This is a genomic window from Cytophagia bacterium CHB2, from assembly GCA_030263535.1.
In the GTDB taxonomy this organism is placed as follows: domain Bacteria; phylum Zhuqueibacterota; class Zhuqueibacteria; order Zhuqueibacterales; family Zhuqueibacteraceae; genus Coneutiohabitans.
The window spans coordinates 1-15,712 of the sequence record SZPB01000123.1; the positions used below are offsets into that span (position 1 = coordinate 1).

A 15,712-nucleotide genomic window follows, 5' to 3' on the forward strand; every position below is an offset into this window, starting at 1 on the left:
AGGCACACCGCGCATCACCAGCGGCGGCGTGGATAAGTCGAGAAATTTTTGCAGCAGCCGCGGCACAATGCCGGTCTCGCCCATAAGAAAATAAAAAGCAATAACGCCGACCAGGGGCGGCAGCAGCATCGGCAAGGTCACAAACAAGCCGAAAAGTTTTCGCCCGGGGAATTCGAAACGCGTGAACAAAACCGCAAGCGGCACACCGACGAACGCACTGAAAAGAACGCTGAGCACGGATATTTTGACGCTGCCCCACAGCGCTTGCAAATTCGCGGGCTGATTGACATCGAAAAAGCGGACAAAATGCGCGAACGAGAATCGGCCGTTCACCCATAAACTTTCATACAACATTGTGCCGAGAGGAAAATAAATCGTCAGCGCGAGCACGGCCACCAGCGCGCCCAGAAGCAGCACGCTCGTCTTGTTTCGAGGCAGCATGTGTGAAATTTTTTGAGATGAAGTTGGTGAATGAAAAGGGTTTTTTAAATGCGGGCCTAACGACTACTTTGATTTGCAGACAAGCTGCAAATCAAAGCTTCTGCGAAGCAGCAAATAACTGTTCGGTGAAACGCGGTGACCATCGGCGATAAAGTTTTCCACCGAAATGCGCCGAAGTCGCCGAGCATCGCCGAAAAAACTCTGGCAGGATGATTTACAGGATGATTTATCGGCAGAATTATTTTGAATCGTTCTGCCGACAAATCATTCGCCATAAACTTTCAGAATTTTATTCTAACTTTGAGCGCCTTATGGCCTAAAGCAACTGTGCGCTCGCATCATCGAAATCGAAGCGCGATTCGCTGAATTTCCGAAGTTACATCACAAATCTGTCGGGCGATTCTTGCGCGGGACATTAGCCGATTGCAAACGCCTCGTTTTGTTGATGAGGTTTTGCGTCACGCATTTTCGGCGGCGACTGCTTGATGCTGAAATAACCTGATATGTTTCAGTGGAACGCTAAGCGCAATCGCCTTATCAGAGAGAGTATTGGACGATTCCGCAAATAGCGCATGCTTTTCTTCGTCTGAAATGCGCGCCGTGCAAAGCGTATCGCCAATGGCAAGTTGCGCCAGCCAATGCGTGCCGGCGTACTCGAGCGCGCGGCATTGTCCCACGAAGATTGTCTCGCCGGTTTTGGCGGCGACGGATGCCGGCGACTGTTGCAGTGTTGCGTGCTCGGGACGGAATGCAAGATTCACCTCAACCTCGTTCGGCCAGTTCTGACCAGCGTTGCTTTCAAGCTGGACTTGCCATCCTGCGCCTTGAATGTCGAGACGGGCGCCGTGACGAGCAGCCACCCGGCCGGTTAAAACATTACTCGCGCCGATAAAGCTCATCACAAAAAGATTGGCCGGGGAAATGTAAATGTCTTCTGGGGCGCCCACTTGCTGCAATTCACCGTGATGCAGAATCGCGATGCGATCCGAGAGCGCGAGCGCTTCTTCTTGATCATGTGTGACGTAGATGGTGGTGATTCCAAGCCGCCGCTGCAGTCGCTTCAACTCGGCGCGCGTGGTTTGCCGCAATTTCGCGTCGAGGTTGGAAAGCGGTTCATCAAGCAATAGAATCGCGGGTTTGATCGCCAACGCGCGCGCCAGCGCCACCCGCTGTTGCTGCCCGCCGGAAAGCTGTGTCACGCGGCGTCCGGCATAAGCCGTCATCTCAACCAGTTGCAGAGCTTCCTGCACATGTGTTGCAATCTCGGCGGACGGGGTTTTGCGGGCGCGCAATCCGAATGCGACGTTGTCAAACACCGTCATGTGAGGAAAGAGGGCGTAGCTTTGGAACACCATTCCGGTATTGCGTTGATTGGGCGCTTTGGCGGTGATGTCTTCACTATTAAAAAAGATTTTGCCCTGTTCCGGCGATTCAAAACCCGCAATCATGCGCAGGGTTGTGGTTTTACCGCAGCCGCTCGGCCCCAGCAGGCTGAAGAATTCGCCCTCGGCGATATCGAGCGCCAGTTCGCGCACCGCCGCCACCTTGCCATAGGATTTGTGAATGCCTTCTAATCGAACACGCGCCATGCGCATCCTTTACAATTACCCATTAGAAATTATCAATTGGTTATTATCCATTGTGAATAAACATTACTCCGACCTCGCCTCCCGCCTCAATCCTTCTTCCCTCGATTGCGAATATTCGCATCCCAATGCTTCATCCAGCTTTCAGAACTATCGGCGTAGAGCTTCCAATCCAGCGGCAGCGCCGGAAATTGTTGAGGATTGGTTTCGGGTGGAAATTGGGAGAAGTCGAGATCCGAACGCGCCGGAATGCGCCAGTATTTTTGCGCCGCATAGATGAACGACTCCGGCGTCGTCACAAATTCATAAAACGTTTTGGCCAATTCGAGATGCGGCGCGCCTGCAATGATCGCGAGTCCTTCCGGCACCAGCGGCACGCCGCTTTTCGGAACAACGTAGCTGAAAGGATGGCCGTAAGTTTGCGATTGCAGCGGCACGTCGGGATGATTCCATAACGTAAACTGCGCTTCGCCGCGCGAGAGCGCGAGATACAGCAGCGTGGGATTGGCCGCGTAAGACTTGGTGTTGGCGTCCAACCGGCGCAGCCAATCGAATCCCGCAGCCGTGCTGCCGGTGAGGCGATAATTGCGATAAATCATCGCAAAAAAAATCGCGCGCATCGTGCCCGAGGCAAGAGGATCGCGCAACACGATCTTATCGCGCCAGTGCTCGGACAACACCTCGTCCCAATCTTGTGGCGCCGCTTCCGCCGTCAACGCGCGATTGTTGTACATGATGATCTCCGGCGTGACCCACGTGCCGTACCAGTAATCTTGCGAATCGTGAAAAGCCGAATCCACGGCCCCTGCCCAGGACGGGCGATAGGGTTGCAGCAATCCCTCGCGGGCCGCTTGCATGAACGAAGGCGCCGGCGCGCCCCACCAAATATCGCCTTGGGGATTGGCTTTTTCCGAGCGCACGCGATCCAACGCATCCTGCGCGCCCATGTCAAGCCATTCGACTTTGACACCGGGATAAGCGGTTTCAAAACGTTTGGCAAAATCTTCCAACAATTCTTTGCCGTGGGGAGAATAAACGACAAGTTTCTGCTGATTGGAATCGCTGCAACTCAGCAACAAAAAAGTGAGGGCAAAGAGGAGAGAGGTGAGTTTAGGCAAGATCGTTTTCCATGGTTGAGGTTTGATGAGATTTTCGTTAGAGACGCCGGATGCGCCTTCTGCGTTTAAGTGAACAAGGCCCAATCAAATTGTCAAAATAAGGATTCCAGAAAGACCGCCCGGGCGGTTTCGTTCACGCGGGGATGAAAGATAGAAGCAGCGTTTTGAGATGCAAGGGCAAAGTTGTCTACAACCAACCATGCTCGCGATACCATTCCACCGTTTGCTTCAATCCCTCCTCCAATGAAATTGCCGTCTCAAAGCCAATTTGCTGCTTTGCTTTTTCGCCGGAGAACGCCCAGCCGGATTGTTTCATTTCGCGAATCTTGTCGAAATTCAACAACGCGGGTTTGCGGGTTATCTTGGCAACCAGTTCGCTGATCGCGGCAACGGCAGGTGTGATGGTCTCCGGCACAGTAATCGAAATGGTTTTTTTGTTCATCGCATTCGCGATGGCCACGCCGACTTGATTCCACTCATAAGGTTCGGGATTGGTGAGAAAGTAGATTTCGCCGGCAGCTTGTGGATGCGTGCCGGCAGCGATGATGCCGCGCACGAGATCATGCACATGAATCATGCTGGTCCAGCGTTCGCGCCGGCCCGGCCGCAGGCGAATGCCGAGCTTCACTTGTTTGAAATATTCATAAACGTCGCGATCACGCGGACCATAGACAATCGGCGGACGCACGATCGTGATCGGCAAGCGCGATTTGAATTCCGCGCAGGCAAGCTCACCGGCATATTTTGATTTGCCATAAACCGAAACCGGATGTGGCGCCTCGGCTTCGGTAACGGGCTGTTTGCCGTTGCTCGGCCCGGCCGCGGCAATGCTCGAGACATAAACAAAGCGTTCGAGATATTTCGCGTGACGGCTGCACGCTTCCAGCATCGCGCGTGTGCCCTCGCCGTTGGCGCGAAAATACGCGGCTTGAGTCAACTCCTTGGTAACACCGGCCAGATGAAAAACATGCGTTGCGTCACGCAGCGCTTCGGCCAAAGCCTCGCCGCTAAAAATATCGCCATAGAGGTAATTCACCGGCAAATTTTGCAGCCATTTCAATGAACTGGTTTGCCGCACCAGACAATGAACCTGGTGACAAGCTTCGACTAAACTTTGCGCCAAGAAACTGCCGATAAAACCCGTGCCTCCGGTGATGAAGGCGATCATGCTTCCTCCGCTTCGGTGAGATGATCCAAATAGAATAACAATGCCACCTGGCAGCGTTCCAGCCGCAAGCTGTAAATCCTCAACAAAAGTTAACAAAACTCTGTATCATTGCAAAGCGAAGAGTTCACTGGCCTCCAAAATTTCAAGCTGCGCAATTTTTTGAAGAAGGCTTTATTAAAAGGTGACTTTATCCCTGTCTTGACTTCCTGAAGAAACCTGTTTATCTTGCGCGCAATCTTTTTTGGGAAAGGAGGAGGTTTGCCGCGCCAATATGTCCGCCGTTTTCGTGTGCGCCATTACGAGCTTGATTTCTTCAACCTCGTGAACAACGCGGTTTTTGTGAAATACATGCAAGAAGCCGCCATCGAAGCCTCAACTGACGCCGGCTACAGCCCGCAATGGTATCGCACAAACGGCACCGGATGGGTTATTCGACAACTCAAAATTCGTTATTATCAAAACGCGGTTTATGGCGAGGAAATCGAGGTGACGACCTGGGTTTCCGACATGAAGCGTGTGACCTCGCATCGCGAATACACTCTCACTCGCGTCAGCGATGGCGCGCAAGTTGCGCGCGCCCGCGTTAACTGGGTTTATCTGAATCTCAACACCGGCCAGCCGCTGCGCATCCCGCCTGAATTTCACGACGCCTTTCAACCCACCAATGAGTTGCCGTCTCTTGATATACGCATCCCGCAAGCTCGCAAAACGGAAGAGGCCTATCGCTACCTCTCCGCCCGCCGCGTGAACACGCATGAAGTCGACACCGCGCAACATGTGCATCATGCGGTTTATTTGCATTGGATCGAGCAGGCTTATTTCGATGCGTTGCGCGCGGCCGGGCATCCCCTCGAGCGAGCGCGACATTACGGTTGGCGTGTGTTGCAAGGCGGGCATGAGATCGAATATTTCGAGCCGGCTTTTGATAATGACAACATCAAAATCGTGAGTTGGATTTGTGAGTTGGGCAAAGTGCGTGGCGCGTGGTGGCATGAGATCTATAATGCCGACACCGGCAAGCTGCTCGCGCGCGATTATTCACTTGGCGTGTTTGTCGGCGACTCCGGCAAGTTGATTGAGCCGCCGCAAAATGTGATTGATGACGTGTTGCGCGGAAGCGCCTCACGGTCTGACTAACATACGTTCAAATCGAGGAAAGGAAATCATGACGACAACGTGTCGACGCAGAGTTTCGCGTTGTTTCTGCGCTGCGGTTTTTGGCTTCGCTGCGGCGCTCGCGGCGCAAACGAATGCGCCTTTTGTTCAACAGCCTCTCAATCAAGACAGTCACAATACGCTTTTGCGATCCGGCCCCATGGCAGGTTATGCCGAAATGACGGAAGCGTCTTTGTGGGTGCAAACCACGCGGCCCGCAGACGTGCAGTTTCGCTATTGGGTCGAAGGCCAACCGCAAACCTCGGCATTGAGCGAGTTGGTGAAAACGACGAAAGCAGGCGATTACGTCGCGCAGGTGATTTTGAGTTTGCTCGAACCGGGCACGAAGTACAATTATGAACTGTATATCGACGGCAAACTCGCGCCCCGGCCGTATCGCCTCGCCTTTCAGACGCAATCCTTTTGGCAATGGCGCACGGATCCACCGGCCTTCACTGTGATGTTCGGCTCGTGCGCGTATGTCAATCAGGAGAGTCATGATCGCCCTGGAAAACCCTACGGCAGTGATCATGAAATTTTTACGGCGATGGCTGCCAAGCAGCCGGATCTCATGCTCTGGCTGGGTGACAATGTTTATTACCGCGAACCGGATTTCTTCTCTGTTGCGCAAATGAAGGCGCGCTATGCGCACACGCGCGCCTTGCCGGAAATGCAGGCATTGCTTGCGGCCACGCAAAACTACGCGATTTGGGATGATCATGACTACGGCCCGAACGATGCGGATTGGACCTATCGCATGAAACAGCCGGCGCTGGAAATCTTCAAGTCATATTGGGTCAATCCTGCTTACGGCCATGATGACGTTCGCGGCGTGTTCTTCAATTTCACCTGGAATGATATCGAATTTTTCATGCTGGATAATCGCTATCATCGCTCGCCCAATTACTCACGCGATTCCCTGCGCGTCATGTTCGGCGCGGCGCAGATGCGCTGGCTGAAAGATGCGTTGACCGCCAGCCGCGCGCCTTTCAAGATGATCGTTGCCGGCAATCAAATGCTCAATCCCATGTCACCCGGAGAATCGTTTACCAAGTTTCCGTATGAGCAGCAAGAATTTCTGCAATGGTTGCAAACACAGAAAGTCTACGGCGTGGTCTTTCTCTCCGGCGACCGGCACATCACGGAGTTGATCAAAATTCAGCCCGAAGGTTTTTATCCCCTGTATGATTACACGAATTCCTCGCTGACTGCCGGTACTTATAAAGCCGATCGAGATGCCAACAATCCTGCGCGCGTGACCGGAACATTGTTCGACAACCAGCACAACTTCGGGCTGTTGCGTTTCGAAGGCCCGCGCACCGACCGCAAATTGACGATGGAATGCTATGATAAAACCGGCAAGCTGGCGTGGAAACACGAAGTGAAAGCGAGCGAATTGCGGGTGAAGTAGATGCGGTAAACGACGCACTCCTCGTAAAATTTGATGAGGAAAAGCGGCATTTGTTGCCGTTCTGCTGCGGCCTGGCCGCAGCATTAACAGTTTAAAACAGATTGAGCAGGTTTGACAAAAATTTTTGCTGCGAGGATGTGTTAATCGACCGCTCTAAAAAGACTGACGTCATTTATTTCTGTATTGATGTGCTCAAATCTCGGGAGTGAGGATGAAAACCTTCTATTTGATTTTTATCATTTGCGTGAGTCTAGCTATGACTGCCTGCCAAACGCCGGAACCACCGGCGGAAAAGATTTATACCAACGCCACGATCTGGACCGGCATTGCAAATGCCTCACGCGCAGAGGCGCTTGCCGTTCGCAACGGAGAAATTTTGGCGGTGGGTTCCATACAAGAAATCGACAAGTATCGCGGTGACAACACGACTGTCATTGATCTCGGCGGTAAGCTGGTGGCGCCGGGTTTCATCGACAACCACACGCATTTCATGAGCGGCGGCTTTCAGCTTGCCAGCGTTGATTTGCGCGACGCCAAATCGCCGCAGGAGTTCGCGCAGCGCATCGCTGATTTTGCCAAGAATCTCCCCGAGGGCCAATGGATCACGGGCGGCGATTGGGATCACGAAACCTGGGGCGGCGAGCTGCCGAGGCGCGAGTGGATCGATCAAGTTACGCCGAATCATCCCGTGTTCGTCAATCGCCTCGACGGACACATGGCGTTGGCGAATTCGAAGGCATTGGCATTGGCGCAGATCGATCGCAACACGCCGGATCCTGCCGGCGGCACGATCGTGCGCGACGCCGTAACCGGCGAGGCCACCGGCGTTCTCAAAGACGAAGCCATGTCCCCGGTTTATCGCGTGATACCTGATCCCACCGAAGCGCAATATGATGAAGCATTGGCACGCGCCATGGCGCATGCCGCTGCGCATGGCGTAACGCAAGTGCACGACATGGGCAGTTTCGGCGGCTGGGCAGATTTGGCCACATATCGCCGCGCGCACGAAAAAGGCGAATTGACTCTGCGCATTTATTCCTGTGTGCCGCTCGGCACCTGGCCGCGCCTCGCGGAATATGTGAAAGCAAACGGCCGCGGCGATGATTGGCTGCGCTGGGGCGGCTTGAAAGGATTTGTGGATGGCTCGCTCGGCTCGACTACCGCGTGGTTTTATCAACCTTACGATGATGCGCCTGAGACTTCGGGATTGTTGACCACCGACACGACGGCGCTGCACGATTGGATCATCGCGGCGGATTCTGCGGGTTTGCATGTTGTTGTGCACGCCATTGGCGATCGCGCCAATGATTGGCTGCTGGATGTTTTTGCAGAAGCAACGCAAACCAACGGTGCTCGCGACCGCCGCTTCCGCATCGAGCATGCCCAGCATCTTACGCCTGCTGCGATTGCGCGCTTTGGCGCGATGAACGTAATTCCTTCGATGCAACCCTATCATGCCATCGACGACGGCCGCTGGGCGGAAAAGCGCATTGGCGCCGAGCGCATCAAAACAACCTATGCCTTTCGGTCATTGCTCGACGCTAACGCGCGCCTGACTTTTGGCTCGGATTGGACCGTCGCGCCGCTGCCGCCGTTGTTGGGAATTTATTCGGCAGTTACCCGCCGCACGCTTGACGGCGCAAATCCCGAAGGCTGGGTGCCTCAGGAAAAAATTTCAGTGGAGGAAGCATTGCGTTGCTACACCGCGAACAATGCCTTTGCCGGTTTTCAAGAAACCAAGCTCGGCACGCTTGAGCCCGGAAAATTCGCGGATTTCGTTGTGCTCTCTGAAGATATTTTTGCCATCGATCCGGTGAACATTCCGGAGGTGAACGTCTTGCGCACGGTGGTGGGCGGGCGCGAGAGTTTTGTGAGGCCGTAGCTTTAATAATATCCGTTCAGTTGAAAGCTTGATATTTGATTTTACCCGGTTAATCTGTGTCCGCCCACAAATAACGAGACCGCTCGGGCGGTTGTGTTTTCAGGCAAACACTATTATGTCAATCCTTGGACTTATCCTCCTCGCGGTCGCCGCGCTTTTGTTCATCGTTTCCGCCTCGCACAAGCGCAAGCTCGGGTTGATACGGCTCACGGAAACGTCAACGATAGCCGAGTTGCGGGCGCTGGCAGAAACAGGCGACGAACATGCTTTGCACACGCCGGTTGAAGTCAAGGGAACCGTCGTTTGTGATGAACCGTTGTTAGCCGAGTTGTCGGAAACGGCGTGTGTTTATTATGCGATGAAAGTCGAATGGGAATTTGAAGAAATCTTCTACGAGGATGACGAGAGAACAAAAGTCAGTCATTCCCGTGAAGGCTCTGAAGTGTTGGCGCAGGAAAAACGCCTGGCGCCGTTTTGGGTGGAAGATTATACCGGACGCATTCTCGTCGATCCCGAAGGCGCGGAAATCATTGCCGAGAAAACCCTCTCACGCATTGAAACCGATGAAGGCGCGCCGGATTCGGTGATCACGATGGGCGCGTTTGCGATGGATGCGCCCTGGCTCACCAGTCTGGAGGAAAGACAGCCGCGCGAGTATCATTTTGAGGAAGAAGCGATTCCGCTGGGCGCAGAAGTTTATGTTCTCGGCGAAGCGGCCATGCACAACGGCGAATTGGTAATACAAAAGTCTGCTCGCGGCGGAAAATTTTTGATTAGCGTCAAGCGAGAAGAAGAACTGATGTCCGGCGCCAAGCAATCAATGCTTATGTGGCGGCTCGGCGCGTGGCTCTGCGGGTTATTGGGTTTGGCGGCGATTTTCTTCGGCTCGACTTGTTTTTCTTAACCCGGCAAGCTGCAAACAAAAAGACGAGCCAAAAGATATGCAAGCCACTGATGAACACGGATTCGCACGGATAAGCAGAAGACAAAACAGTTGAACCCGGTTTCTCTTTTGCAAAGTGAAGGCTTTCGCTAGTTTGGCTTTTGAGAGTTCAATATGCCGCTAATTCGATGAAATATACTTTTAAGTATCATACTTCAAAGCATGCTTCTGTTTGTTAGATCAAGTGAGGAGGAAGTCTATGTCGTTTCGACGCCTGTTTGTGATCTTGTTGTTGCTCTCCGCATGTTCCCCCAAAACCGAATACGATCTTATCATCCGCAACGCTATGATTTACGACGGCAGCGGCGCTGCGCCGGCCGCCGGCGCGATTGCCATCAACGCGGATACCATTGCCGCCGCCGGCAAGCTCGAGAATGCCGTGGGCAAGCAGGAAATTGACGCGCAAGGCCTGGCAGTCGCGCCGGGCTTCATCAACATGTTGAGCTGGGCCACAGTGAGCTTGATCGAAGACGGCCGCTCGCAAAGCGACATTCGCCAGGGCGTTACGCTCGAAGTTTTTGGTGAAGGCTGGTCCATGGGGCCACTCGATGAAAAAATGAAACAGGAAGAAAAAGCCCAGCAAGGCGATATCAAATACGATATTCCCTGGACGACGCTGGGTGAATATCTTGATTATCTCGCCGCGCGCGGCATCTCGACGAATATCGCCTCGTTTGTCGGCGCAACCACCGTGCGCATTCACGAAGTCGGTTATGACAACCGCCCGCCCACGCCGGAAGAATTGGAGCGAATGAAGGCCCTGGTGCGGCAGGCGATGGAAGAAGGCGCACTCGGTGTCGGTTCTTCGTTGATTTATGCGCCCGCATTTTACGCCAAAACCGATGAGCTGATTGAATTGTGTAAAGTCGCAGCCGAACATGGCGGTATGTACATCTCGCATATACGCAGCGAGGGCAATCGCCTGCTCGAATCGGTTGATGAGTTGATCGAGATCGCGCGCGCCGCAAACATTCCGGCAGAGATTTATCATTTGAAAGCCGCCGGCCGCACGAATTGGCACAAGATGGATGAAGTGATTGCCAGAATCGAATCCGCGCGCGCAGCGGGCTTGCAAATTACGGCGGATATGTACACGTACACCGCCGGCGCCACCGGACTTGACGCTGCGATGCCGCCGTGGGTGCAAGAAGGCGGCTACCAAGCCTGGGTGCAGCGCCTGCAAGATTCCGCGATTCGCAAGCGCGTGATCAAAGAAATGACGGAACCGACGGATGAATGGGAAAATCTTTTCCTGCATGCCGGCCCGGAAAACGTTTTACTGGTCGGCTTCAAATCGGATTCATTAAAATATCTCACCGGCAAATCGCTGGCGGAAGTCGCGAGCATGCGCAATTCCACCCCGCCGGAAACGGCAATTGATTTGGTGATCCAGGACGGCAGCCGCGTCGAATCCGTTTATTTTCTCATGTCGGAAGACAATATCAAAAAGCAAATCGCATTGCCCTGGGTGAGCTTTGATTCTGATGCCGCCTCGCAAGCGCCGGAAGGCAATTTCCTGAAATCGAGCGTGCATCCGCGCGCGTACGGCAACTTTGCGCGCCTGCTGGGCAAATATGTTCGCGAGGAAAAAGTCATTTCGTTGCAAGAGGCGATCCGCCGGTTGACCACATTGCCCGCAGGCAATCTCAAAATCAAAAAACGCGGCAGCCTCGCGCCCGGTTATTTTGCGGATGTCGTCGTCTTCGATCCGGCCACGATTCAAGATCACGCGACTTTTGAAAATCCCCAGCAATATGCCACCGGCGTGCAGCATGTTTTTGTGAATGGCGAACAGGTTCTCAAAGACGGCGAGCACACCGGCGCGAAGCCGGGACGAGTGGTGCGGGGGCCGGGAACAGAGTTTTAAAAAAATCAGCTCACAAAATTGAAATCCCACAGAAAAGGCTTTTTTCTGTGGGATTTCCACTTCTGTGGGCAAGGCTTTTAAAGCTGTTTGAAAAATTGTATAACGGAAGATTCGGCAAAAAGCATGATTGATAAGAACCATCATGTCCACCTATCGCACACTTTTTGAAATCGGCAAAGCCCTGGTGGCGGAAACCGATCTCAATGCGCTGCTGCCCATTTTGATGGACAAAGTCATTGAGCAGACCGGAGCCGAGCGCGGCATGATTACCGTGCTCGGCGATAACGGCGAGCTGTTGTTCGAAACGGCGCGGCATCTTGATAAGAAAGATCTGGCGAAACCGGAATTCGAGATCAGCCGCACCATCATTCAATCCGTGCTGAAAAGCGGCGAATACGTGGTAATCAAGAATGCGCTGGATGATCCGCTTTTCACCGCCAGCGCCAGCATCTCGCGGCTGCAGTTGCTTTCCGTGGCGTGTGCGCCGCTGCGCGATGCGGATAAAAGCTTTGGTGTGATCTACATCGACAATCGTGATATCTCCGGCGTGTTTGAGGAGGACACCGGCCGGTTGCTGAACGAATTCGCGGAGCTGATCGCGGTTTCCGTGAAAAGTTTACTGGAGAGGCGGCGGGCGCAATCCGAGGCGGCGCAAAAAGATGTCAAGCTGCGCCGGCAGGTCGAACGCCTGCGGCAACTGGAAGAACAGTTGGCGCAAAGCGAAGGCTATGACGAGCTGAAAGGCCTGAAGAGCTTAGCCATGCTGGAAGTCGTCAATCAAATCGAAAAAGTGGCGCGCACCGATTCGCCCGTGCTGATCATCGGCGAAACCGGCAGCGGCAAGGAATTGATCGCGCGCGAGCTTCATCGCAAAAGCCTGCGTCGGGAGCAGCCGTTCATCCCGCTGAATTGTGCGGCGCTGCCGGATGAGAATTTGCTGATCTCCGAGCTTTTTGGCCACACCAAAGGCGCATTTACCGGCGCGGACAAGGAGAAAGCCGGCGTCTTCGAAATGGCGGACGGGGGCACGATTTTTCTCGATGAAATCGCCAAAACCAGCCTGGCGTTTCAAACGAAACTGCTGCGCGTTTTGGAGTCCGGCGAGTTCAGCCGCTTGGGCGAAATGAAAATTCGCAAAACCGATGTGCGCTTGCTTTCTGCCGCCAATCCGGATTTGCCGGAGTTGATCAAGAAAGGCGGATTTTATCCCGATCTTTATTATCGCCTGGAAGGTTTTGTAATTCGCGTGCCGGCGCTGCGCGAACGGCGCGAAGATATTCCCGAGATTGCCGCACATTTTTTGGAGAAATTTGCTGCGGAGCATAAAAGAAAAATCGCCGGATTCAGCGCCGAAGCGAATGCCGGGCTGCTGCGTTATCACTGGCCGGGAAATGTGCGCGAGCTGAGAAACGCGATCAACCGCGCGGTGATTTTGGCGGAGCAGGAGAGTATCGAAATTACTGATCTGCCGCTTTCGCTGTCGGATGCTCCCGGTGATCCCAAACCGAATCTGGCGGAACCCAATTTCAATGCCGCGAAACAGCAGGCAATTGAGGCGTTCGAGCGCGAGTTTATCGGCAGGCTGCTCACCGCAACAAACGGCAATATTTCGGAAGCGGCGCGCCGGGCGGGCATGTATAAAAAGAATCTCATCGACAAGATGAAACAGTATGGCATCAAGCGTGAGGATTTTGTGTGAGGCTGGCTGGCTTCGACAGGCTCAGCCACCGGTGAGAGGCTCAACCGGCGGCGACGGGTTCAGTCGGCGGCATAAGAAAAATGATTTCGTGTTGTTCTGCTGGGACTTTGTGAATACGCCGAAGGCATTCAACAACACAGCCGAAGGTCGCGTGCAGCGCACCCTCGGTAAACTGCCACGGCCAATAGAATTCTGAAAGAGTTCAACAAACGATAGAATAGCTACCGGGCTGGCGTTTTCGGGGTAGTGTTGATGCTACCATGATATGCTTCGTTGCCACCGATTCCGTTGCGAGAAGTTTTTCCCACCTTCTTTCCCCGCCGTATAAAAACAAATAATTGATTCGTTAAAAACCAGTCTGCGCCAGAGTGGTATCGTTCTTGTTTGATGATCAAGCGACGACAGTTGTTCATTCACTTCAAACAAGAAAGGAGATTTGCCATGAGAACACTCGTCCTGATTCTGTTGTCGGGTTTGGCGATGACGGCATGTCAAAAAGATAGTGATTTTACGCTCGACCCGAATGCGACATCCGGTGCTGCATTACAGGCAACCAAAACCAGCAATCTCGAAGGCGATTTGCAAGAGATCGCGCAGTATCTGGCGCAAAACGAAGGCGCGCTTGCGGCGCGTTTTAATGGTGACATGAAGCGCGCGCCGGCGGCGTTGGCGGATTTGCGTTTGCAAAAACATTTTCCTGCGCGGCTCGACAGCGACGGGCGGATTTACGAAGTCGAAGTGGAAGCCTGTCGCGGCTCATCGTCCGCAAACAGCCAGGCGCTGCGCGTGGCGCTCGATCCCGACCGTTTTTATGGGGATGAACCAGCTTTCCCGGCGTATGTTTTCGACCGCGAGCAGAAAACCGTCAAAGTCGAAAATATCGTGAAAGCAGAGGCGAAGCAGAAGGGGCTGCCGTTTCCGCTGGCGCTGGTCAGCGTGCAAGATCGCACGGAAAGCGCGTGGCCGAAAGTCATAAAGGATTCCCGGGTTTTCAAAGAACTCGAGCGCGCGGCAGCGGCGGCGCGGGCAAACGGAGGAAATCCGGCGTCTCACGGCGGCCAGGCGCAACACTATCTGGCGGTGACGAAAGTGCGCGTGCATGACGATCGGGATGATTTCGGTTTCGAGGAATTCGAAATCTTCATTCGCGAAGGAAACGGACCGGAAGATCACGTGCAACCGGTGACGACGCACCTGTTCAACGGCGGGCGCCGGCGCGACGCGGCCGGACGGCTGGTTTTTTATGCCGATGTCAATCTCATCGACACGACGTACGTTTTGGAAAGTCCGATTGCGCTCTGGCCGTTGAGCGACAGCATGCCGATTGCCATCGTGCCGATGGAGGACGATTGCGCCGCCGGCGAGCACCGCAACAGCGCTTTCCCCGGCATCCAACACATAACGATGCAGGAAGAATATGACCGGCCCAGCCAGTCGATGCGCAACAACGTTGGCTACAGTTTCTTGTTGACCGGGCGCGGCTGCGGATTTTGGGGCACCAATGACGACGACATTTACAAACGCGGCCCGTTCCGCGGCTGGACGGTTGGCAACACTCCTGCAGAGGAAATCAGTATCAACCTTGGCGACGTGCAATTGTGGGTCAAAAGGCTCACCGTTCAGGCGCCGGTTGGAAGGCAACTGTTGAGCGCGGAATAAATGCCGCGGCTGACGGTCGAGCAACAGCGGTGCAGTAAATTCATTCATTCGCAAGAGCAGTCGTTTTTAAAAAGGCGAGATAAAACTCGCCTTTTTTTGTTGCATGATTGCGGGAACAAGGCTGCAATCGTAAAGAATACGCCCGCCTTTTGTCATCCCGCGGGAATCCTGTGAAGCCTCCGCCTGAGAATAAATTCTCAGTCCTGAATTGTTCGGGATGAAGTCGCCTAAAGGCCAAAGGTGTCAAGCTAAGGGCATTCTTGCAAGCTCCGAAGGAGCGTGAGGTGATAGCCCAGGGTGAAACCCTGGGATCGCGATTGATTCCAATTATTAGAATCGCCCTGAAAGGGCAGAATAGAAAACGGATATCGCCCCGTTGGGGACTGGCGACATCTTTTAGCTTGACGCCTATGGTCTTCAGACGATTTGTGCCTCTTCGCCTGCTCCCGCTGTTGCGGGATCAATCGCTGGCGGAGGTGAGAACAATTGTCGTGCAAAATTCAGGTAGTAGCTCTCCCGCCATCGCGATAGCCGCGTTGCCACCGTTTTTCCCGCGCTGTTGACGTTGTCTGTAAAACTCTCCCGCCAAGAAACAGCCGGTTATCGCGTGAAAGCACACTGCCGGAAAGTGGCATGTTTGTTGTGTTAGCCCATAGCGAAGGCAACCGGTGTAATCGATTTTACCCTAAATTTAGTTGAAATTTTTCTGATGGCTCCTATCTTGAAGGCAGACAACCACATAATCAGGAGCCCTTGTGAAAAACAAGAAATCTGCTTCGCGGC

Annotated in this window: 11 protein-coding genes; 7 read left to right on the top strand and 4 right to left on the bottom strand. The window is 53.8% G+C overall.

What is annotated here, in order from left to right; all coding sequences use genetic code 11:
• From FBQ85_13510 to FBQ85_13525, 4 genes are all read right to left on the bottom strand, one after another.
• Positions 1 to 441 (bottom strand): iron ABC transporter permease (locus FBQ85_13510; protein ID MDL1876171.1); only part of this gene is annotated, 441 nt, incomplete at its 3' end.
• Positions 442 to 899: 458 nt separating this feature from the next.
• The gene (locus FBQ85_13515) at positions 900 to 2,030 is read right to left on the bottom strand and encodes an ABC transporter ATP-binding protein (protein ID MDL1876172.1); all 1,131 of its coding nucleotides are present in this window, start codon (positions 2,028 to 2,030) and stop codon (positions 900 to 902) included.
• 86 nt (positions 2,031 to 2,116) lie between these two features.
• On the bottom strand, positions 2,117 to 3,229 hold the full coding sequence (locus FBQ85_13520) for an extracellular solute-binding protein (protein MDL1876173.1): 1,113 nt from the start codon (positions 3,227 to 3,229) through the stop codon (positions 2,117 to 2,119).
• A gap of 103 nt (positions 3,230 to 3,332) precedes the next feature.
• The gene (locus FBQ85_13525; GenBank protein MDL1876174.1) at positions 3,333 to 4,313 is read right to left on the bottom strand and encodes an NAD-dependent epimerase/dehydratase family protein; all 981 of its coding nucleotides are present in this window, start codon (positions 4,311 to 4,313) and stop codon (positions 3,333 to 3,335) included.
• A gap of 216 nt (positions 4,314 to 4,529) precedes the next feature.
• On the opposite strand from FBQ85_13525, the gene FBQ85_13530 reads away from it, so the two are divergent.
• The 7 genes from FBQ85_13530 to FBQ85_13560 all read left to right on the top strand — a co-directional run bounded on the left by FBQ85_13530 (position 4,530) and on the right by FBQ85_13560 (position 14,929).
• A complete protein-coding gene (locus FBQ85_13530; protein ID MDL1876175.1) occupies positions 4,530 to 5,450 on the top strand; it encodes a hypothetical protein in 921 nt (306 codons plus the stop codon).
• A complete protein-coding gene (locus FBQ85_13535) occupies positions 5,413 to 6,879 on the top strand; it encodes an alkaline phosphatase family protein (GenBank protein ID MDL1876176.1) in 1,467 nt (488 codons plus the stop codon). The genes FBQ85_13530 and FBQ85_13535 overlap by 38 nt, the downstream gene beginning before the upstream one ends.
• A 256-nt stretch (positions 6,880 to 7,135) precedes the next feature.
• Entirely contained in the window at positions 7,136 to 8,761 is a 1,626-nt protein-coding gene (locus FBQ85_13540; protein MDL1876177.1) for an amidohydrolase, read from the top strand.
• A gap of 115 nt (positions 8,762 to 8,876) precedes the next feature.
• A complete protein-coding gene (locus FBQ85_13545; GenBank protein MDL1876178.1) occupies positions 8,877 to 9,665 on the top strand; it encodes a hypothetical protein in 789 nt (262 codons plus the stop codon).
• A gap of 238 nt (positions 9,666 to 9,903) precedes the next feature.
• Positions 9,904 to 11,571 carry a D-aminoacylase gene (locus FBQ85_13550; GenBank protein ID MDL1876179.1) on the top strand — a complete coding sequence of 556 codons (1,668 nt, stop codon included), beginning with the start codon at positions 9,904 to 9,906 and terminating at the stop codon, positions 11,569 to 11,571.
• 142 nt (positions 11,572 to 11,713) lie between these two features.
• Entirely contained in the window at positions 11,714 to 13,270 is a 1,557-nt protein-coding gene (locus tag FBQ85_13555; GenBank protein ID MDL1876180.1) for a GAF domain-containing protein, read from the top strand.
• A 441-nt stretch (positions 13,271 to 13,711) separates the two neighbouring features.
• On the top strand, positions 13,712 to 14,929 hold the full coding sequence (locus FBQ85_13560; protein ID MDL1876181.1) for a hypothetical protein: 1,218 nt from the start codon (positions 13,712 to 13,714) through the stop codon (positions 14,927 to 14,929).
• Positions 14,930 to 15,712: the final 783 nt, after the last annotated feature.

Coding starts and splice junctions, on each gene's coding strand:
- FBQ85_13560 (MDL1876181.1), top strand. CDS start 13,712: ATGAGAACACTCGTCCTGATTCTGTTGTCGGGTTTGGCGATGACGGCA.
- FBQ85_13540 (MDL1876177.1), top strand. CDS start 7,136: ATGACTGCCTGCCAAACGCCGGAACCACCGGCGGAAAAGATTTATACC.
- FBQ85_13545 (MDL1876178.1), top strand. CDS start 8,877: ATGTCAATCCTTGGACTTATCCTCCTCGCGGTCGCCGCGCTTTTGTTC.
- FBQ85_13515 (MDL1876172.1), bottom strand. CDS start 2,030: ATGGCGCGTGTTCGATTAGAAGGCATTCACAAATCCTATGGCAAGGTG.
- FBQ85_13555 (MDL1876180.1), top strand. CDS start 11,714: ATGTCCACCTATCGCACACTTTTTGAAATCGGCAAAGCCCTGGTGGCG.
- FBQ85_13525 (MDL1876174.1), bottom strand. CDS start 4,313: ATGATCGCCTTCATCACCGGAGGCACGGGTTTTATCGGCAGTTTCTTG.
- FBQ85_13550 (MDL1876179.1), top strand. CDS start 9,904: ATGTCGTTTCGACGCCTGTTTGTGATCTTGTTGTTGCTCTCCGCATGT.
- FBQ85_13535 (MDL1876176.1), top strand. CDS start 5,413: ATGACGTGTTGCGCGGAAGCGCCTCACGGTCTGACTAACATACGTTCA.